This is a genomic window from Sphingomonas sp. (assembly GCF_041661825.1).
In the GTDB taxonomy this organism is placed as follows: Bacteria; Pseudomonadota; Alphaproteobacteria; order Sphingomonadales; family Sphingomonadaceae; genus Sphingomonas.
The window spans coordinates 967302-985156 of record NZ_JBAZTU010000003.1; the positions used below are offsets into that span (position 1 = coordinate 967302).

18 protein-coding genes, 1 tRNA gene and 1 pseudogene are annotated in these 17855 nt (G+C 63.5%); 9 read left to right on the plus strand and 11 right to left on the minus strand.

Annotated elements, in window-relative coordinates; translation table 11 throughout:
• Positions 1-77 precede the first annotated feature (77 nt).
• The 4 genes from WC729_RS17525 to WC729_RS17540 form a co-directional block, all read right to left on the minus strand.
• Entirely contained in the window at positions 78-788 is a 711-nt protein-coding gene (locus WC729_RS17525) for a hypothetical protein (RefSeq protein WP_372855065.1), read from the minus strand.
• Positions 785-1300 carry a hypothetical protein gene (locus tag WC729_RS17530; protein ID WP_372855067.1) on the minus strand — a complete coding sequence of 172 codons (516 nt, stop codon included), beginning with the start codon at positions 1298-1300 and terminating at the stop codon, positions 785-787. The genes WC729_RS17525 and WC729_RS17530 overlap by 4 nt, the downstream gene beginning before the upstream one ends.
• Positions 1301-1392: 92 nt before the next feature.
• A complete protein-coding gene (locus WC729_RS17535) occupies positions 1393-1884 on the minus strand; it encodes a DUF3237 domain-containing protein (protein WP_372855069.1) in 492 nt (163 codons plus the stop codon).
• A gap of 173 nt (positions 1885-2057) precedes the next feature.
• Positions 2058-2573 carry a nuclear transport factor 2 family protein gene (locus WC729_RS17540; protein WP_372855071.1) on the minus strand — a complete coding sequence of 172 codons (516 nt, stop codon included), beginning with the start codon at positions 2571-2573 and terminating at the stop codon, positions 2058-2060.
• 96 nt (positions 2574-2669) lie between these two features.
• On the opposite strand from WC729_RS17540, the gene WC729_RS17545 reads away from it, so the two are divergent.
• On the plus strand, positions 2670-3566 hold the full coding sequence (locus WC729_RS17545; protein ID WP_372855073.1) for a LysR family transcriptional regulator: 897 nt from the start codon (positions 2670-2672) through the stop codon (positions 3564-3566).
• Here the strand turns inward: WC729_RS17545 and WC729_RS17550 are convergent.
• Positions 3485-4165, minus strand: a complete 681-nt coding sequence (locus WC729_RS17550) for a DUF1772 domain-containing protein (RefSeq protein WP_372855075.1) — start codon at positions 4163-4165, stop codon at positions 3485-3487. The two genes, WC729_RS17545 and WC729_RS17550, sit on opposite strands and share 82 nt — an antisense overlap.
• Before the next feature lie 2 nt (positions 4166-4167).
• Complete coding sequence (locus WC729_RS17555) at positions 4168-4992, minus strand: NmrA family NAD(P)-binding protein (RefSeq protein ID WP_372855077.1); 825 nt, start codon at positions 4990-4992, stop codon at positions 4168-4170.
• Positions 4993-5089: 97 nt separating this feature from the next.
• Between WC729_RS17555 and WC729_RS17560 the strand changes: the two genes are divergently transcribed.
• The 5 genes and pseudogenes from WC729_RS17560 to WC729_RS17580 all read left to right on the plus strand — a co-directional run.
• A complete protein-coding gene (locus WC729_RS17560; RefSeq protein ID WP_372855078.1) occupies positions 5090-5740 on the plus strand; it encodes a TetR family transcriptional regulator in 651 nt (216 codons plus the stop codon).
• 248 nt (positions 5741-5988) lie between these two features.
• The gene (locus WC729_RS17565; RefSeq protein ID WP_372855079.1) at positions 5989-6891 is read left to right on the plus strand and encodes an alpha/beta fold hydrolase; all 903 of its coding nucleotides are present in this window, start codon (positions 5989-5991) and stop codon (positions 6889-6891) included.
• A 99-nt stretch (positions 6892-6990) separates the two neighbouring features.
• Positions 6991-8307 (plus strand): FAD-dependent oxidoreductase, encoded by a 1317-nt coding sequence (locus WC729_RS17570; RefSeq protein ID WP_372855081.1) that lies wholly within the window; start codon positions 6991-6993, stop codon positions 8305-8307.
• 353 nt (positions 8308-8660) lie between these two features.
• A complete protein-coding gene (locus WC729_RS17575) occupies positions 8661-10139 on the plus strand; it encodes a ComEC/Rec2 family competence protein (RefSeq protein ID WP_372855083.1) in 1479 nt (492 codons plus the stop codon).
• A gap of 7 nt (positions 10140-10146) precedes the next feature.
• Positions 10147-10485 (plus strand): annotated as a pseudogene (locus tag WC729_RS17580) (DUF3470 domain-containing protein); the annotation flags it as partial.
• Positions 10486-10681: 196 nt separating this feature from the next.
• Here WC729_RS17580 and WC729_RS17585 read toward each other — a convergent pair.
• Positions 10682-11473, minus strand: coding sequence for a phytanoyl-CoA dioxygenase family protein (locus WC729_RS17585; RefSeq protein ID WP_372855085.1), 792 nt, complete (start codon positions 11471-11473; stop codon positions 10682-10684).
• Between the two features lie 272 nt (positions 11474-11745).
• On the opposite strand from WC729_RS17585, the gene WC729_RS17590 reads away from it, so the two are divergent.
• Positions 11746-12168 carry a VOC family protein gene (locus tag WC729_RS17590; RefSeq protein ID WP_372855087.1) on the plus strand — a complete coding sequence of 141 codons (423 nt, stop codon included), beginning with the start codon at positions 11746-11748 and terminating at the stop codon, positions 12166-12168.
• Between the two features lie 406 nt (positions 12169-12574).
• Here WC729_RS17590 and WC729_RS17595 read toward each other — a convergent pair whose 3' ends face one another.
• Genes WC729_RS17595 through folE form a run of 3 tightly spaced genes read right to left on the minus strand, consistent with a single transcriptional unit; the run spans position 12575 to position 14333 of the window.
• Positions 12575-12952 (minus strand): dihydroneopterin aldolase, encoded by a 378-nt coding sequence (locus tag WC729_RS17595; protein WP_372855089.1) that lies wholly within the window; start codon positions 12950-12952, stop codon positions 12575-12577.
• A complete protein-coding gene (locus WC729_RS17600) occupies positions 12945-13706 on the minus strand; it encodes an SDR family oxidoreductase (protein WP_372855091.1) in 762 nt (253 codons plus the stop codon). The genes WC729_RS17595 and WC729_RS17600 overlap by 8 nt, the downstream gene beginning before the upstream one ends.
• A 6-nt stretch (positions 13707-13712) precedes the next feature.
• Positions 13713-14333 (minus strand): GTP cyclohydrolase I FolE, encoded by a 621-nt coding sequence (gene folE / locus WC729_RS17605; RefSeq protein ID WP_372855497.1) that lies wholly within the window; start codon positions 14331-14333, stop codon positions 13713-13715.
• 231 nt (positions 14334-14564) lie between these two features.
• Between folE and WC729_RS17610 the strand changes: the two genes are divergently transcribed.
• The gene (locus WC729_RS17610) at positions 14565-17198 is read left to right on the plus strand and encodes a TonB-dependent receptor (RefSeq protein WP_372855093.1); all 2634 of its coding nucleotides are present in this window, start codon (positions 14565-14567) and stop codon (positions 17196-17198) included.
• A gap of 247 nt (positions 17199-17445) precedes the next feature.
• Entirely contained in the window at positions 17446-17718 is a 273-nt protein-coding gene (locus tag WC729_RS17615; RefSeq protein ID WP_372855095.1) for an SWIB/MDM2 domain-containing protein, read from the plus strand.
• A gap of 46 nt (positions 17719-17764) precedes the next feature.
• Here WC729_RS17615 and WC729_RS17620 read toward each other — a convergent pair.
• Positions 17765-17841: transfer RNA gene (locus tag WC729_RS17620), tRNA-Arg, on the minus strand.
• Between the last annotated feature and the right edge of the window lie 14 nt (positions 17842-17855).

Below are 17855 nucleotides of genomic sequence, written 5' to 3' on the forward strand. Positions count from 1 at the left end.
CGGTGCGAAGCGTCTGGTGTTGCGCTGAAGGCGCACGCCTTCCCGGGACAGAGACCACCGTCACAATCGCGGTACAGCTACCGCAGCCGCTGCCCCGTCTTCGCATCGATGATCTCGTCGCGCTCGTAACGAAGGATGCCGGGCATGACGCTGATCCGGTCGATCATCGTGCCGTCGAGGTTCGGCAGCGTGCCCGCCGCCCGATAGCCCGCCGGCACCCGCGTCAGCGCCGCGAGCGACGCCGGCACCGGATCCTTGTCCGACACTGGCTCGACCAGGATGGCCCGCGCTGTGGCATTGCCCAGCAGCTGGTGCGTCACGCCGCGCGCGTCGGCGCGCTTGCCGTTGCCCGTCTCCTTGGCCAGGTCGCGGATCGTGCCGAGATCGGTGATCACGCCGGGCTTCGCGTCGAACCGGATCGTGCCCATGCACAGGCAGTTCAGGAAGGGACCCTCCAGATGGAAACCCGTCTTCTCGCCATAGAGCCAATAGGTGCCGGGGCGCACCGCCAGCACATGAGTCCGCACCGGCAGGCTCTTGTCGAAGCTGCGATAACCGGGAAATTCGGCGAACTCGGCCGGGTCCGCGACTGAACCGTCGTCCCCGGCGATCCGGACGAAGCGGAATCCCCACAGGTCGATCGAGCGGACCAGGAGATAGGCGGTATCCGGCGCGAGCACGACAGGCTCCCCGGCCTTGTACTCGCGATACGGCAGTTCCTTGTCCTTGCCCGAGACGGGAGCGGCCAGCGCCAGCATGGCGAGCGCGAGGATCGATCCCGTCTTCATTCGCCCAGTGCCTCCCCTGCCGGGCGCGCGCCCGAGGCGATCTTCGCCTGCTGGAGCAGGAAGGGCGTCCGCTCGCTCTCGGCCAATGGCTTGCTGCCTTCTTCGAAATTGAACTGCGCCCAGACGGCTTTCGGCGCGCCGAACCGCTGATATCCCTTGAAGAACATGCATCGCCGCAGGTTCACGCGGCGAAGCGCCCGCCGGTTCCCCGATGCGATGGCGCCCGACACGCCCGCCAGCGCCAGGCCGCCCATCACCGGATTGCCCGTTCCCGGCGTCAGCCCCGACGCAAGACCGTCGCAATAGCGAATGTCGGCAAGCGCGGCCGGGAAGTCGGTGCCGTCCCGGTGGAAGTAGAAATATTTGTCGAAATCGGCGCGATCCGCAGCGGTGACCGCACCATCGAGTGCCGGAACAGCGATCGTGGCAGGATCGACGGCGGCCTGCGCTTCTGCGGCGCACTGCGCCGCCAATGTGGCGGCGATCCCTGCCATGGTGCCGAATATTCTCATCCGATTCTTTCCCCGCTTCTTTCTCCACGCCCGGCGCGGGTTGGGCAAGACCGCCTTGCCGCACGTCCCGGCCGTTCCGCTGCGTGGCGACCTCAAAGCATCTCGAACAAACTATAGATCGGCCCCGTCGCAACCCGGTGCCCGATCCCCACCGCAAGCACCCGATTGAGCCACTCGTACCGCGCATCCGAGGTGGTGAAGCTCGCGCTGGTCCGGAAATAATAGCTCTCCGGGTCGACCGCCTCCCCCTTCGCGATTCGCGCCATCACATCCGGCGGCCCGTGGCGGATGCCGGTATAGGTCATGCCGATCAGCGCGCCGTCTCCGGTCTGGAGGACGAGGCGGACGTCGAGCGTCGTCGCGCCATCGCCGTGAACCGTCTGCCAGTCGCTGCCGCCATCGAGAACGATCCCGGACAGCCGCCCGCCCTCGAAACTGCCACTCGGCACCACGCCGACGCGCCGCGGCGGACCTTCCGGGCCGCCGATCGAATGGATCGCACTCACCTCCAGGCGCAGCACGAACAGCGGCCGGGTCCGCACCGTTTTCAGGGTCTCGGGAAGATCGTCACCGGGTTGCGTCATCTCTGCTTCATCCTTCGGGTCGCGCGGGTTGCGCCCATTCCAGCTCTTTCCCGGCTACGGCAAACCACGGCACCGCGATATACCTGCGACAGCATGGCTGCACACCACCGCTGCGAACCGGCCGTCAGGAATGAATATGGTCGCCGCAATCCAGCCCGCATCGGGCATTTCACTTAACCCCAACCGAGCATTCGACCGAAACTGCCCTTCGTCGGGGCGCTGTTGCCTGCCGGACAAATACGCTCCGGTACGAACACCTGACCCGTGAGGGAGGAATCGCCGAGATACCTGACTTGCAATGCCCGGCGGGTGAATTTCCATCGCCCATGATCCTTGCGGACCTCGTCGTCGTAGAACGCGACCGCGCACCAGGGGTGGCCGTTTTCCCGCTCGCGACCGAATTCGATCAAGGTGCTGGTCACCATCGCCCGGCTGGCATCCTCCAGCACCACGGTGACGCCGGAACAGGTTTGGACGAGCAATTCTTGGCGCAGCACCGAGTTTCGCAAGCCTGTCATGACCGCGTCGTGCCCGTCGAATCTCAGGTCGATCGGGGCACGCGCTTCCCACACCGCATCGGGTGCGAACAGTGTATCGAGCAATTCCCAGTCGTGACGGTTGATCGCGGCATGATAGCGATCGATCAGTTCCCGGATCGCAAGACGATCGGCACTCTCTCTGGACAGCATTCCAACCTCCATCTGGCAACATGCGTGTCAAGATAGTGCCTTCGCGATATTGAAATAGTCGGCAAAATGTAGAATGACTATCTCATGTCAGAGAGAATGACGCGCACGTTGAACGGGATCGTTCTGTTCACGAAAGTGGCCGAGCTTGGGAGCTTCACGGCCGCCGCCAAAGCGCTGGGCGTGCCGTTGCCAACGGTCAGCCGGCGCGTAGCCGAACTGGAAGCGGAGATCGGCCTCCGGCTTTTTCACCGCACCACGCGACGCTTGAGCCTCACGGAGGTAGGTACTCGCTACCTGGAACATGGCAGGCGGATCGTCGAGGAATTGACCGCCGCGGGAACGGAAGCGGCAAACACGAAGCGGGAACCGGCCGGAAGGCTCAAGCTCACCGCGCCCGTTCTCTTCGGGCGTGATCAGATCGCCCCGGTCGTCGCGGAGTATCTGGCGACATACCCCAAGGTTCATTGCTCGTTTCATCTTTCCGATCAAACCGTCGATCTGGTCGAGCAGGGCTATGATCTGGCGATCAGGGGCGGCGACCTGACCAACTCGACCATGATCGTGCGTCGGATCGGCCGAATTGTTTCGGGCCTGTACGCGTCGCCGGACTTTCTCGCCCGGCAGAATGAGAAGCTGGAGCCGGGCGACCTCGATCGCTATCCACTCATCGACGTTCGGGTCGACAGCCTGAGACGAAGGTCCTGGATACTGTCTTCCGGCCGCGATCAACGCGAGATCATGTTCACCCCGCGACACGAGGCGAGCGACGCCGAAGCGGCGGCCCAGCTTGCCGAGCGCGGGCTGGGAATCTGTCAGTTGCCGACATTCATCGGCGACCGGCGCTGTGCGGCAGGCCGATTGACGCGTATCTTGCCGAGCTTCCTCGCAGGAGAGGTGCCGGTCAGCGCGATCTATCCGTCCCAGCGCGGGCAGACGCCGGCGGCGCGCGCGCTCATCGATCTCATCGCGGCTCGCCTGGCCGGGGAATCCTGAATGTGTTTGTCGGCAAGCATCGGTAACGACCACGCTGTTCCGCTAACGGCTTTCGGCAGCGTATCGCTCTTGAGTCGATACGCTGCCGACAACGCAATCGGGAATGATCGCATCACCTTACGGTGAGGGCAGCGATAAACATCCCCATCGCGATGGTGCTCGCGACGGTGCGGACATGGTTCCACATCGTCCATTCGGTCACGTAGCGCGACCAGTAGGCGACACCCTGCGGGGCTGGCGGGATCGATGCCCAGGAGTGCCTGGTTCATGGGCTGGTTGACCGCCATGGTTACGACGAACATGCCAAGGACATAGACCACGCCGCCCATCACCATCAGCGCCGAACCGGGCTGCCCCCACCGCATGATACCGAGGACCGCCAGGCTGGCGGCCGTGAGCGTCGTCAGCATGAACACGGGAATGAACGGCGATTTCACGATGTCGACGATCGTCGCGTTCATCGCAGCCATGCCCGCTGCGGGCGCGATGCGCCCGAGCGAGGTCATGATGAAAGCGGAGAAAGCGAAATAAACGCCCGCCATCAGACCGCAGCCGATCGCCGAGGTCCACAGCAGCGCAGGAGCGAGCAAGGCGCGCATGGTCAGATCCTCCAGGCGTTCGCTGCGGCGGCATCGCGGGCATAGTCGGCGAAATCCTTGGCCGGCCGGCCAAGCGCCTCCATCACGCCATGCTGGACCGCGCAGTTGCGGCCATCCAGCGTGACGGTGAAGAGTTCGTCGAGCAGATGGATGATGTCGTCGGGTACGCCCGCACCGCGCATGCCCGCCGCAAAGTCTTCTCCCGAAATCTGCTGGTAGGTGATGGGGCGGCCGACGGCCCTGGAGACTTCAGCGACTGCCTGCGAGAAGGTGATCGCGCGCGGCCCGGTCAATTCATAGAGCTTGCCGATATGGCGCGCATCGGTCAGCGCCGCCGTCACGACATCGGCAATATCGTCGACATCGACGAACGGCTCGGGGACCTCGCGAGCGGGCAAGGCGATCTCGCCCGACATGACGCCGTCGAGCAGATAGCCTTCCGAAAAATTCTGGTTGAACCAGCTCGACCGCACGATCGTCCACGGCACGCCCGACGCTTGCAACGCCACTTCGGCATCCTGGGCACCCGGCTCTCCGCGTCCCGAGAGCAGGACCAGATGCTGCAGACCGACCTTGCCGGCGAGCGCAGCCAGCGCGGCAATATCGGCCGCGGCGCTCGGCAGGGAAACGTCGGGGTAATAGGTGACATAGGCCTTCGCCACGCCGTCAAGCGCGGCCGGCCAGCTGGCCGGATCCGCCCAGTCGAACGGAATCGGCGTCGATCGCGACGACAGGCGAGTCGAAAATCCACGCTGCCGCAGACGGGAATCCACGCGGCCACCTGTTTTGCCGGCACCGCCGATGATGAGGATGGGTTGAGTGTCCATGGGGTAGCTCCTCTCCTTAAATACGAGACTATCTCGTATTTGCAAAACCCGATAAACTCTCGTATTGGAGTCGTCAAGCGATTTCCCTGGAGCGCACATGAACAGCAAGACATCGAAGACCGAGCCGGCCCCCGGGGGTGTTCGCATCGTGAGATTGGTCCCGACCCAGCAGCGCAGCCGCGAGCGGTTTGAGCGCATTCTCGATTGCGCGGTCGAGGTGATGACGGAAAAAGGCAGCGACGCGTTCAAGATGAGTGATCTTGTCGAGCGGACAGGCATCCCGTTCGGCTCGCTCTATCAATATTTCCCGGACAAGACGTCGGTGATCGGCACGCTCGCCGAGCGCTACAACGCCCTCGGCCGGGATTGCGTGCGCAAAAGCCTGTCGCGGCTCACCAGCGCAGCGCGTGTCCACGACGTGCTCTGCGACATCACCGACAGCTATTACCAGTTCTTCATCGACGAGCCTGCGGTTCGCCAGATCTGGCAGGCCACCCAGGCCGATCACGCGTTGCAGGCGCTTGATGAGGATGAGGGGAATGTGCTCACCCATCTGTTGTTCGAGGCGATGAGACCGCACACGCCAGGTGTGGCGGAGGCGTCGCTGGCGGAGTTCTGCCAGCTGATGATGATCCTCATCGCCGCAGCGGTGCGGCATGCGATTGTCTTGCCGCCCAGGAAAGGGCGCCGGATCCTCGCCTTGTTCAAGCGAACGCTGCCGAAGGACCTGAGCGCGCTCGGCGCATGATGGGTCCAGCTGCGCGTCCTCGCGACGCGCCGATCAGGCGATCAGGCGATCATGCTTTTTTCAAGCTACCGCCGGATTCGGCTGATTTTCAGGGTTTGATGGGCAGGAATTGTGGGAGATACACCATGGAAGACATGTGCCGCCTGGGTCGTTCGCCGTTGAGCGCGAGGGTTGAGATTCGACGAAGAGACTTCCTGTCCTCCTGTGCTGCCGTTGCTGGAATTGGGGTCCTGCCCGGGTGCCGGACGATGCGGGACGCGCGGGAAGCGCCGATGCGGCTGGACGCCGCCGCGTTTCAGGCATCGCGGCGTCTCGTCGATACGCCGTTCGGGCGCATCGCCTATGTCGAGCGCGGGGCCGGGCCGGCGGCGCTCTTCCTCCACGGCTTCCCGTTGAACGGATTCCAGTGGCGCGGCGCGCTCGAGCGCCTGTCGCAACACTGGCGCTGCCTCGCGCCGGACTTTATGGGCCTGGGCTATACCGAGGCGCCCCAGCAGCAGGACCTGTCTCCCCAGGCCCAGGCGACCATGTTGGCAGCGTTCCTTGATGCCCTCTCGATTCCTGCCGTCGACCTGATCGCCAACGACAGCGGTGGGACCATCGCGCAACTCTTCGCGGTGCAGCATCCGGCGCGGGTGCGCACCATGCTGCTCACGAACTGCGACGTGCACGAGAACAGTCCACCCCCGCAAATGCGCAACTCGATCGCAGCCGCGCGGGCCGGCACCTACGACCAGAAGATGGCACGTCATCTGGCGGACCGCACCTATGCGCGTTCACCGGGCGGCATCGGCGGTTCCGCTTATGTCGATCCTGCCAACTTCACCGACGAGGCGATCGACTATTATTTCACGCCGCTCGTGGCGTCGCCGCTGCGGCGGTCGCAACTCAACGGCTATCTGGCTGCCTTCGAGCCGAACCCGCTCCTGGCCATCGAACCGGCGCTGCGACGCAGCACCGTCCCGACACGCATGGTATGGGGCACCGCTGACCCGCTGTTCCCGGTCATATGGGCTGAATGGCTCGACCGGACCTTGCCCAAATCCCGCGGCATCCGCCGTGTCGAGGGCGGGAAGCTGTTCTGGCCGGAGGAATTGCCCGAGGTGATCGCAGAGGAGGCGCGCACGCTCTGGGGCGTCCGGCGTTCGTGACGTCGAAGGAGCGGCAGGCCGGATAGCATTGGCGTGTGAGGGGGTAACCGTTGGACCAAGGCACCCCAATAACTGCTGAACAAAGTGGGAGAAGACCCAGTGACCGTTGATGCCACATCTTCAGAGCCGTACCGCGTCATGATCATCGGCGGTGGAATCGGTGGCCTGTGCCTGGCCCAGGGGCTCAAGCGCGCCGGTGTTGGTGTCGCCGTTTATGAGCGCGACCGGACGCCGGAGACGCGCCTTCAGGGCTATCGACTCAACATCGAGCCGGTCGGCGCCAGGGCGCTAAATGCCTGTCTGCCGGAGTATCTCTGGTCGTTGCTGCTAGCGACCGCTGGCGATAGCGGCCAGCCGATGGGGGTTTTCGACGAGCGCTTGAACGAGTTGATGCGTGAAGATGCGAATCCGGCGTCGGACTCCCCCCTGGACGCAACACACTCCATCAGCCGGATCACGCTTCGCCGCCTGCTGCTCGATGGCCTTGCCGGGGAGGTAATGTTCGACAAGACGTTTGTGCGCTACGAGATGGCTGACGGCGGCAAAGTCACGGCCTTCTTCGCTGACGGGACGTCGGCGACGGCCGATGTGCTGGTCGGGGCGGACGGTGTCGGTTCACGTGTGCGCAAGCAGTTCCTGCCTCACGCTCGCGAGATCGACACAGCTGGCGTCGGGATCGCCGGCAAGCTTCCTCTCAATGCCGAAACGGAAAGCTGGGTGCCGGCAGGGCTCCTGGGTGGAAAGTCGATGATACTGCCTCGCAAGGATTTTCTCTTTACGGCGGTCTTTCGGAAGCGCGAGCGGACGCCCGAAGTCGATGAGAGGCTCGGCCTGGCACGATCGACAGCAGGCCTGCCCATGCAGGCGCATGAAGCCGACGTTCTGGACCAGGATTATCTGATGTGGGCGTTCGTGGGCCACCGCTCTACTTTTCCATCCAACCTGACGTCGCTCGGGCATGCTGCTCTCGCTGCGCTGGCTCGAGATCGTATGGGAGGGTGGCACCCGGCGCTCCGCCGGCTGCCGCTTGAGTCCGGGCAAGACGGCATCGAGATATTCGAGTTCCGGGCCGCGGCACCCGTGCGCCCGTGGCAAAGCGCGAATGTGACGCTGCTGGGCGACGCCATTCACGCCATGCCTCCTGTCGGAGGTGTCGGGGGCAACATCGCGTTGCAGGATGCAAGCCGGCTTTGCGCAGCACTCATTGAAGCTGCCAGCGGTCGATCGACACTCGGGGATGCGCTAAGCAGCTATGAAGCCGGGATGCTCAAATATGGGTTCGAAGCCGTAAGACAGACCCGACTCTATCTCCAGCTCGCCATTTCCCCCAGTCGGCTGCTTCGATGTGTCGCCAAAATGTTTTTTCGAGTCTGCGGGTCCGTGCCGGCCCTGCGACGGGCCGTCTTCCAGGATTGAGCGCCGAAATCGTCGCTTATCATCAGCCGCAACGTTGAGCGATCGGTCATGCCGCTTGGGATTCTCCGAATGAATCCTGGAGAGCTGCAGGAAGACCAGTTGGGACGCCCGCGAGACTGCCCTCGAATCTCCGTGGGAGCGGAGCCTTGGGAAGATCGTCGCCGGGTTCCCTCATCTCTGCTTCACCTTCGGGTCGCGCGGGTTGCGCCCATTCCGGCTCTTTCCCGGCTACGGCAAACCACGGCACTGCGATATACCTGCGACAGGATAGCTGCACACGACACCTGCACACAGGGACGCGTCTCTGATCCGTCACGCCGGGACGATATCAGATGCGCGCCGGGAGGCCGATCATGCTCAAATATCTCGACGACGACATCGTCAATCTGCGCCGCGCCGATGGCAGCGAGGGCCAATATTATTGGGGCGATCAATGCGACATCCTGTCGTCGACGCCTGCCGGCATGCATGTCGCGATCCACGGCGTGCGCGGCAAGATCGATGAAGGCATGATCGATCCCGACACCAAGCTCCGCGATACCGGCATCCTGCGGCTGTCGATGGTCGATGTGCAGCAGGGCGACGGCCTCATCCTCGAGACGCCGAAGGGCAAGGTGATGTTCATCGACGGCGGCGACAATCAATTGTTCGCCCGCCACGCCAATGCCCGGTTCCGCAACACCAGTGCGGTCGATCCGCTGGTCGTGGAGCTGATGCTCATCACGCACGGCGACGCCGATCATTTCGAAGGGCTGAGCGAGTTCCGCAAGTCGGAGACCGACACCCGCCCCGACAAGCGCATCTTCGTCGCGCCGAAACGGGTCTATCACAACGGCATCGTCAAGCGCCCGGGCAAGGACGCCGCCAAAAAGGCTCGCAAGGAAAGCGAGATGTTCGGCGCGACGGCCAAGGTCGGCACGGAGACCTTCATCACCGGGCTGGTCGACGATCCGGCGTCAGTGCCCCAGGCCGAGCGCAACGAGCCCTTCGACGAATGGGTTGCCACCCTGGCGGCATGGGAACCGCGCGTGCAGGCGGTCACCGGCCACCCCATCGAACGGCGCCGGCTCGATCACCTCAGCACGGGCGCCTTCGATTTCCTGACGGACGAAGCGATCAGCGTGGAGCTGCTCGGCCCGATCAGCGAAGCCGTCGCCGGACAGCCGGCGCTCCGCTTCCTGCGCGCGCCGAAGGATGACGCCAATCTGATGCTGGGGACTCAGCCTGCGGCGAAGAAGGGGAGCCTGTCGGCGTCCCACACGATCAACGGGCATTCGATCAACTTCCGGCTGCGCTTCGGCAATGTGCGCTTCTTCTTCACCGGCGACATGAACCAGGAAGCCAGCCAGCGCATGCGCGAGGCGATGCCGGCCGCGGCCCTGCGGTCGGAAATCCTCAAGGCGCCGCATCACGGCTCGGCCGATTTCGACATGGAGTTCCTGAAGGAGGTCGGTGCGGTCGTGTCGCTGATCTCCTCCGGGGACGAGAGCGAGGCGAAGGAATATATCCATCCGCGCGCAACCTTGATGGCGGCGCTCGGCAAGGCATCGCGCACCACCCCGGCGATCATTTTCTGCACGGAGCTGGCGGCCTTTTTCAAGACGCTCGGCTATGTCCCCCACCCGAAAAAGGCGGCGGAAAAGGTCTTCGCGTTCGAACGCACCAATTTCGGCATCGCTCATGTCCGCACCGACGGCGAGCGCGTGCTGGCGTTCACCCATTCGGGCAAGAAGTTCATGAACGAGGCGTATCGGTTCACCGTCTCGCCGACCGGCGACGTGGCCTTCGCGCCGGCGGTCGTGAAACGAAGCGCTCCGAAGGCGGCGGGATAGAATTTATATGACAGGCGTGATCACTGACGCATGCATCAAGTGCAAGCACATGGCCTGCGTGGAGGTCTGCCCCGTTGACGCCTTTTACGAGGGCGAGAATATGCTCGTAATCAGTCCGCTCGAATGCGTTGATTGTGGGTGCTGCATTGAGGAATGCCCGATAGACGCCATTGTTTTCGACGATAATCCCATCGCCAGACCCTGGCTCGACCTGAACGCAGAATATTCCCGCCTGTGGCCCAACGTCACCTTCGACGGCGGGCAAACGCCACCCGATGCGGACCAGTTTCACTATTTGCCGGGAAAGTTCGAACGCTATTTCTCCCCCAACCCGGGGAAAGGCGACATTGGCTCTCCATCCAAATCCGCACGAAATAATCCGTGTGCCGGGTGCAATGGAGAAACCACATTGGGACGCATGATCGGAATTTTCAGGAAATTCCTGAGATAGCTTCGAGGAAAGGGGTCAGAGTCATTTATGCGTCGCGCCAGTTGCCGGCGCAGCTGGCGCGACGAGGGCGAATCCACCCTTTGATCGGCAATCAGGTGATCGCGTCTCGTATCGCCATCTCGACCGGGCTGTAAGCGCCATCCGTCCGCTGCAGCGATAGCGGTTCGGCCGGCAGCAGCGGCGGCTGCGCCATGAAGCGTGGACGCGTCCCGCGATGCGGCTGCGCCGAGTGAACGAGGAACGGATGGCAGAGATACACCGTCCCCGCCTCGCCGGTCGCCAGAGCCTCGGGCCGCCCGGCCGATCCGGCGAAGCCGTCCGCCGCCAGCTCCCGTAAGGTCAGCCCCGCCTCGCCCGCCGGCGCCAACTGCCGGGCGATGTCGCGGTGCGACCCCACCCGGATCCGCGTCGGCGCATCCTTCTCGCCGACATCGGAGAACAGGAAGAGCATCAGCAACGCCCGCCCCCTGCTCTCCACATTGGCGCGCCACTCCATGAAATCGGGCTGCTCGGTGCCGAAGCTGACATCGATATGCCAACCCGCATCTCCGGGCTCGTCCGGCGACGGAAAGCGCACCGGGAACGTGCCGAGCGCCCCTTGCGGCAGCCAGCGGCCCGGCCCGACGAGCTGGTCGAACGCGCGGTGCAGGGCGGGCGTGTTGGCGGCCGCGCGGAACGGGGGCTGGCCATAGTGGCCGAGCCGGATCACCGGCCGGGTCCAGGTCGACGGGTCGTCCGGATCGCAGCCGGTGTCGCGCCACAGCAGCGCGCGCGCCTCGTCCGCCAGCTCCCTGGGGAAGGCATGGTCGATGCGGATGAAGCCGTCGGCGATGAAGGCACGGATGGTGTCGGCGCTCAGCGAGCGCAAGGGATCATCGGTCATGGAAAACTCTCGAACAAAGCATCGCGCCCGCGCCTCGGCACGGGCATCGACCAGGGCAAGGGATTCGGCTGGCCGATCAGGCCAGCGGAAACGCTGCCGCGAGATTGAGAGCGAAGATCGTCATGCTGCCGGCATGATATCGCGGCGCCCGGCCGATCGCAAATCAGGATCGAGAACCCCGCTCCGAAATATTTTTCACCCGCCTGTCGAAATCGCCCGCCCCCGTTCGACGCAGGATCAGAGGCGCCATGCCTCATGAAAGGAAAGCACCAATGCCCGACATGATTTTCGTGAACCTGCCGGTGACCGATCTCGCCGCCGCGACCCGTTTCTACCAGGCGATCGGCTGCACGAAGAACGAGCAGTTCAGCGGTGAGACCGCTTCCAGCATGGTCTGGTCGGAGACCATCACCTTCATGCTGCTGACCCGCGACTATTTCGCGACCTTCACGCCCAGGCCCGTCGCCGATGCCAGGGCGAGCACCGAGGTACTGCTCTGCCTGTCGCGCGATAGCCGCGAGGATGTCGATGCGCTCGCCGAGACTGCGGCGAAGACCGGCGGCACGGCCGATCTCCGCGATCCGATGGATCTCGGCTTCATGTACAATCGCACCATCGCGGATCCCGACGGCCATATCTTCGAGCTGGTCTGGATGAACCCGGCGGGCATGCCCTCCGGCGATCAGGCGGGCTGACCGGCCATATTCGACACCCGCCGGATCAGCGCGATCCGGCGGGAAGACTCGTCCGGACCCCGCCGCGATTCAACCAGGCCTCCGTCCGTGCTGAACTATCGCCCCGCGTTCAGCGGGGATCGACAGGAGCAGTACACCATGAGAGCCCAAGTAAAGCCGCGAGAAAATCCGATACCCCTCGCTGAAATATTCAAAAACTCGCGCAGTAGACGCGCAATGCCGATCCACCGGCGCGACCGCGTCAGCACGGTATTGGGCTAGATCCGTAATGCCGCTCTTCAATAATCGCTGCGCAGCCGCCAAGAACCGCTCGGATTCGCGCCTCTCGCAAGTGGGTCGCATAAATCGGCGAATGCTTGGCGGTCTCGCGCAGTCCGGGGCATTTCCCAACACCGTTTCGCGGACGTTACTGGGCCGCTGCACCCCTGCCCCGCACGATTTCGCACCCGACCGCCGCATCCGGATAGATATCCGGCTTCATCGACCGCACCGTTACGCGCACGACGCGGGCATCTGCGAGGCACAAGGCCGCGATCGCCTCGCACAATGTCTCCTGCAGATGGAAGTGCCGCCCCGCGACCAGCGCGCGGATATCATCGCGGACGAAGTCGTAATCGAGCACTTGCTCGATCCGGTCGTCAGACGGCGGTGCGGGATAGTCGACCTCCATCCGCACGTTCACGATCACACGCTGCGGCCCGGCCAGTTCCTCGGCGTGGATGCCAAGCCCCATGACCAGCTCCAGCCCCTCGAGGATCGTCGTGAAGCGCACGCCCTCAGCCATGTTGACGCGTCTCGAACATCACGTCGCTGTCGCGCGGCAGGAAATGCTGGCCATTGTCCACGAACAGGTTCTGCCCGGTGATGCCCCGCGCCGTCAGCAGGAAATCGACCGCCTCGGCGATCGCGGTCACCTCGACTGGCCGCCGCAGCAGATTTTCGCTCGCCACCGCGCGGAACTCCGCGTCGCTCTGGTCGAGACTCGGCAGCGACAGCCCCGGCGACACGGCATTGACGCGGATGCGCGGCCCCAGCGCCTGGGCGAGCATCACCGTCGCGCCGGCCAGCGCAATCTTGCCGCAGCTGTACGAGAAGAAATCCGGGTTCAGGTTCGCGATCTTCTGGTCGAGGATATTGACCACCGCGCCGTGCGCCAGGTCCGCCTGCGCCGCCAGCGCGGAGACGAGCAGCGCCGGCGCATCGAGGTTCACTGCCATATGATCGCGCAGCATCCCCGGCTCGGCGAGCGGCGGCCGGTCATAAGCGAACAGCGAAGCGTTGTTGACCAGTGCCGTGAGCGGCCCGCCGAACGCGTCGCGCGCCTGCCGCACCAGATGGGCTGGCGTTTCCGGCAAGGCGAGGTCCCCGGTCAGCACACAGGCGCCGGGCAGCTCGGCGGCCAGCGCCTCCGCCGTCTCGGGCGAGTGATGATGGTGGATCGCGACCCGCCAGCCCTGCGCCGCCAGGTGCCGTGCGATCGCCGCCCCGATCCGCCGCGGCGCGCCGGTAACCAATATGGTGCGGTCAGCCTCGCGCACGGTGCCTCAATAGCCCATCAGCGCGAGCACTTCCTTGCGGCTGCGATCGTCCTCGCGGAACACGCCCATCATCCGGCTCGTCACCATCGAGACGCCCGGGGTGCGCACGCCGCGCGCGGTCATGCAGGCATGGCTCGCCTCGATCACCACCGCGACGCCGACCGGCTTGAGGTTCTCCCAGATGCAGTCGGCGACCTCGGCGGTCAGCCGTTCCTGCACCTGCAGCCGCCGGGCGAACGCGTGGAGCACGCGCGCCAGCTTGGAGATGCCGACCACATAGTTGCCGGGCAGGTACGCGATATGCGCCTTGCCGATGATCGGTGCCATGTGATGCTCGCAATGCGACTGGAACGGGATGTCCTTGAGCAGCACGATCTCGTCGTACCCGCCGACCTCCTCGAAGATGCGCGACAGATGATGTGCAGGATTGTCGGCATACCCCGAGCAATATTCCTTCCACGCGCGCGCGACGCGCTGCGGCGTATCGAGCAATCCTTCGCGGCTCGGATCGTCGCCGGACCACCGGATCAGCGTCCGAACGGCTTCCGCTACTTCGTCCGGGACCGGGATCTTGGGTGTTTCGGCGACGAGGTCGCCATTTTCTGGCCCGCCTGGGCGATGTTCCATACTCATTTCATTACGCCTTATTCGAACCTGACGTTACGGCAACCTCGCATTGGGACAGTTCAGTTCGATTTCGAAACTGTCTCATTTGGGCAACAACTGTGCAACCCCGCTGTTTTCCTACGATTCCGGCATTGACGGGTGATTCAGGTGGACGCAGAATTAGCATACCTGGATTACGAACGATGCTCAGTTGGCATAAGACCCACGAGCTGGCCAAGAGGGGATATCATCATGAAGAAATTCGAATTGCTCGCAGCATCGGCTATCGCGCTGCTCTACGCCGTGCCAGCGCTGGCGCAAGAGACTCCCGCCCCGGCCACCACCGCTCAGGATGAGGCCGACGCCACTGACAGCGACGACATCATCGTCACCGCCACCAAGCGCGAACAAACGCTGCAGGACGTGCCGATTTCGGTCGCGGTCACCAGCGCCGCGACGATCGAGAAGGCGCAGATCCGCGATCTTATCGACCTCCAGTCGGTCGTACCCTCGCTCAAGGTCGCGCAGTTCAACGCGGCGGGCCAGACCAACTTCATCATCCGCGGCTTCGGCAACGGCAACGGCAATGACGGTATCGAAAGCTCGGTCGGCGTGTTCATCGACGGCGTCTATCGCTCGCGATCCGCTTCCGCACTGGACGATCTTCCCGAGATCGAGCGCGTCGAAGTGCTGCGCGGCCCACAATCGACCCTGTTCGGCAAGAACGTGTCGGCGGGCGCGATCAGCATCGTCACCAAGCGTCCGTCGTTCGACTGGGGCGGCAAGGCCGAGATCAGCGTCGGCAACTACAGCCAGATGCAGACCAAGGCGACGATCACGGGGCCGATCAGCGACAGCCTCGCCTTTCGCGTGTCTGGCAGCCTCAACGAGCGCGACGGCTATTTCAAGAACCTGACGACCGGCACCGGCGTCAACGACCGCCATCGCTGGTCGGTCCGCGGCGACATCCTGTTCGAGCCCTCGTCTGACTTCTCGATCCGCGTCATCGCCGATTACAACCTGATCAAGGAAATCTGCTGCGGCGTGACCTCGGTCTTCAACGGGCCGGCCACGATCAACGGGATCAAGAACTTGGGCTTCGCCGTATCGGACACCACGAAGGTATTCGACCGCAACGTCATCTTCAACACCGATCCCTATAACCGCGTGCTCGGCAAGGGCATTTCGGGCCAGGTCGACTGGAATTTCGGCTTTGCGAAGCTGACCTCGATCACCGCCTATCGCAACCAGATCAACCAGTCAGACCAGGACATCGATTTCACCGCCGCCGATATCGCCAACAACAAGACGTCGAACAACGCGAAGACTTTCACTCAGGAATTCCGCCTCGCCTCGACCGGCGACGGGCCGCTCAGCTGGCTGGTCGGCGGTTTCTATCAGGACGAGAAACTCGACACCGGACGCGACATCCGCTTCGGCAAGGACGCCCGGGCTTTCGTCAACGTGCTTTCAGGCGGGCTGATCACCGGACTTGAATCGTTGCAAGCGGCCGTCGGTACGCCCGGCATCGTCCCCGGCAGCACCTATTTTGCGGCAGGGCAAGGCATCGCTGACAATTACAAGATGAAACAGCGGTCCTATTCGCTATTCGGTCAGGCTGATTTCAAGGTTACCGATCGTCTGACCCTGACGGGCGGCATCGCCTATATGAACGACCGCAAGGCAGTAGTCTCGAACGTCGTCATGAATGACAAGTTCTCGGCATTGAATCTCGAGAATGTCCCTTCGCTCGGCTTTGTCCCTTACGGGTTGTTGCCCGTCAGTTTGAGGCAAGTCTTGGGCGCAAAAGGCTACGTCCCGGGGGCAACCGCTCCAGTGAACTTGTTTGGAGCCTCTTTGGGCGCATCGCTTCCCAATTGTCTCGCACAGGTCCCGACCACAGGATGCCTCACGGTACCTACGGCTCCTAACTCGCCCGCGTTCTCGAATCCGTTCGCCCTTAATGCTCTTCAGTTCTTCTACGCCAACACGGCGAACCATGGCCCGGTCAATTACCCGAACGCCAATGAATCGGGCATTTTTGAGGGTGACAAGGTCACCTTTGCTGCGCGTGCGGCCTATGACCTCGATTTCGTGAACGTCTATGTCAGCTATTCGACCGGCTGGAAGGCGAGCGCGATCAACCTGTCGTCGGACAGCCGCCCGCCACTGAACGGTGTCGGCCGCGGCGCAGCGCCTGAGGAAGTCACCGTTTACGAAGCGGGCGCCAAGGCCAAGTTCCGTGGCGGTTATTTGAACGTCGCTGTGTTCAAGCAGTCGATCAAGGGCTTCCAGTCCAACGCCTTTACCGGCCTGGGCTACAGCCTGGTCAACGCCGGCAAGGAATCGGTCCGCGGCTTCGAAGTTGACGCGGCCTACAGCCCGGTCTCGGCTCTGGCCCTCACCGGCGCGGTCACTTATCTTGATCCGAAATATGATTCCTTCACCGGCGCTGCCTGCGTGAACTACGATACCGTCCGCTGCCCGGTGAACCCGGCAACCGGGCTCCGTCCGTCGTTCCGCGATCTGTCGGGCCAGCGGCCGGCGGGCATCCCTACCTGGACCTTCTCGACCTCGGCCACTCTGTCGCATGATCTCACTGACGATATCGGTGCCTATCTGCGCGGCGAGTACAACTACACGAGCAAGTTCCAGCTGACTGAGACGACCCCGCCGAACCTGTCGACCTATGGGCAGAACACGGTCAACGCCAGCCTGGGCTTCCAGAGCAAGGCCAACCAGCTCGAACTGATGTTCTGGGTCCGCAATCTGACCAAGGACAACTACCTGATCTCGACCTTCCCGACGGTGGCGCAGGACGGCAGCTATAGCGGCTATCCGAACCAGCCCCGGACCTATGGTGCGACGCTGCGCAAGAGCTTCTGAGCCGCTCTCCACGTCGAAGGAATCGCCCCCTCTTCCCGTTCGGAAGAGGGGGTTTTTCTTTGTCTCCCCTCCGGAAACAGCACCAGTCGTCGCATCCCGGTCGAAAACCAGCCGATATGCGTGCCTAAGGAGGGGAATTGGCCACTGTAAGGCGTGACAATCCCAAAAAGGCGGCGCACAAGCATCGCACGCTGAAACAGGCGTGAAACCGATGTCGACATGAACGACACATCAGGAAGGACAATTTATGGCGAAAGAACCCACGGCAGCTCCCAAGACCGGCGGCATCCATGCGCCGGTGCAGCCGTCTCCCGAGCTGGGCGCGATCGTCGGCAACGACCGGCTCCCGCGCAGCCAGGTGATCAGCAAGGTGTGGGACTATATCAAGTCCAACAACCTGCAGAACCCGGCGAACAAGCGCGAGATCCTCGCTGACGAGAAGCTGAAGAAGGTGTTCGGTCGTGACAAGGTCACGATGTTCGAAATGAACAAGTACATCGCGCAGCACGTCAAGGCATAAGCGCTCTACGGGCCACTCCGGGTGGCACCGCCTGCGCAAGCGGTGCTGGTGCCCCCGAGTGGACTCGAACCACCGGCCTGCGGTTTAGGAAACCGTCGCTCTATCCTGCTGAGCTACGGGGGCGCGAGCCGGGTCGT

Bases quoted from the DNA above. Each gene is read 5' to 3' on its own strand.
- WC729_RS17595 (WP_372855089.1), bottom strand. From the start codon at position 12,952: ATGGCTGAGGGCGTGCGCTTCACGACGATCCTCGAGGGGCTGGAGCTG.
- WC729_RS17575 (WP_372855083.1), top strand. From the start codon at position 8,661: ATGCTCAAATATCTCGACGACGACATCGTCAATCTGCGCCGCGCCGAT.
- WC729_RS17585 (WP_372855085.1), bottom strand. From the start codon at position 11,473: ATGACCGATGATCCCTTGCGCTCGCTGAGCGCCGACACCATCCGTGCC.
- WC729_RS17555 (WP_372855077.1), bottom strand. From the start codon at position 4,992: ATGGACACTCAACCCATCCTCATCATCGGCGGTGCCGGCAAAACAGGT.
- WC729_RS17550 (WP_372855075.1), bottom strand. From the start codon at position 4,165: ATGCGCGCCTTGCTCGCTCCTGCGCTGCTGTGGACCTCGGCGATCGGC.
- folE (WP_372855497.1), bottom strand. From the start codon at position 14,333: ATGGAACATCGCCCAGGCGGGCCAGAAAATGGCGACCTCGTCGCCGAA.
- WC729_RS17540 (WP_372855071.1), bottom strand. From the start codon at position 2,573: ATGCTGTCCAGAGAGAGTGCCGATCGTCTTGCGATCCGGGAACTGATC.
- WC729_RS17530 (WP_372855067.1), bottom strand. From the start codon at position 1,300: ATGAGAATATTCGGCACCATGGCAGGGATCGCCGCCACATTGGCGGCG.
- WC729_RS17545 (WP_372855073.1), top strand. From the start codon at position 2,670: ATGACGCGCACGTTGAACGGGATCGTTCTGTTCACGAAAGTGGCCGAG.
- WC729_RS17560 (WP_372855078.1), top strand. From the start codon at position 5,090: ATGAACAGCAAGACATCGAAGACCGAGCCGGCCCCCGGGGGTGTTCGC.
- WC729_RS17565 (WP_372855079.1), top strand. From the start codon at position 5,989: ATGCGGGACGCGCGGGAAGCGCCGATGCGGCTGGACGCCGCCGCGTTT.
- WC729_RS17610 (WP_372855093.1), top strand. From the start codon at position 14,565: ATGAAGAAATTCGAATTGCTCGCAGCATCGGCTATCGCGCTGCTCTAC.
- WC729_RS17590 (WP_372855087.1), top strand. From the start codon at position 11,746: ATGCCCGACATGATTTTCGTGAACCTGCCGGTGACCGATCTCGCCGCC.
- WC729_RS17525 (WP_372855065.1), bottom strand. From the start codon at position 788: ATGAAGACGGGATCGATCCTCGCGCTCGCCATGCTGGCGCTGGCCGCT.
- WC729_RS17535 (WP_372855069.1), bottom strand. From the start codon at position 1,884: ATGACGCAACCCGGTGACGATCTTCCCGAGACCCTGAAAACGGTGCGG.
- WC729_RS17615 (WP_372855095.1), top strand. From the start codon at position 17,446: ATGGCGAAAGAACCCACGGCAGCTCCCAAGACCGGCGGCATCCATGCG.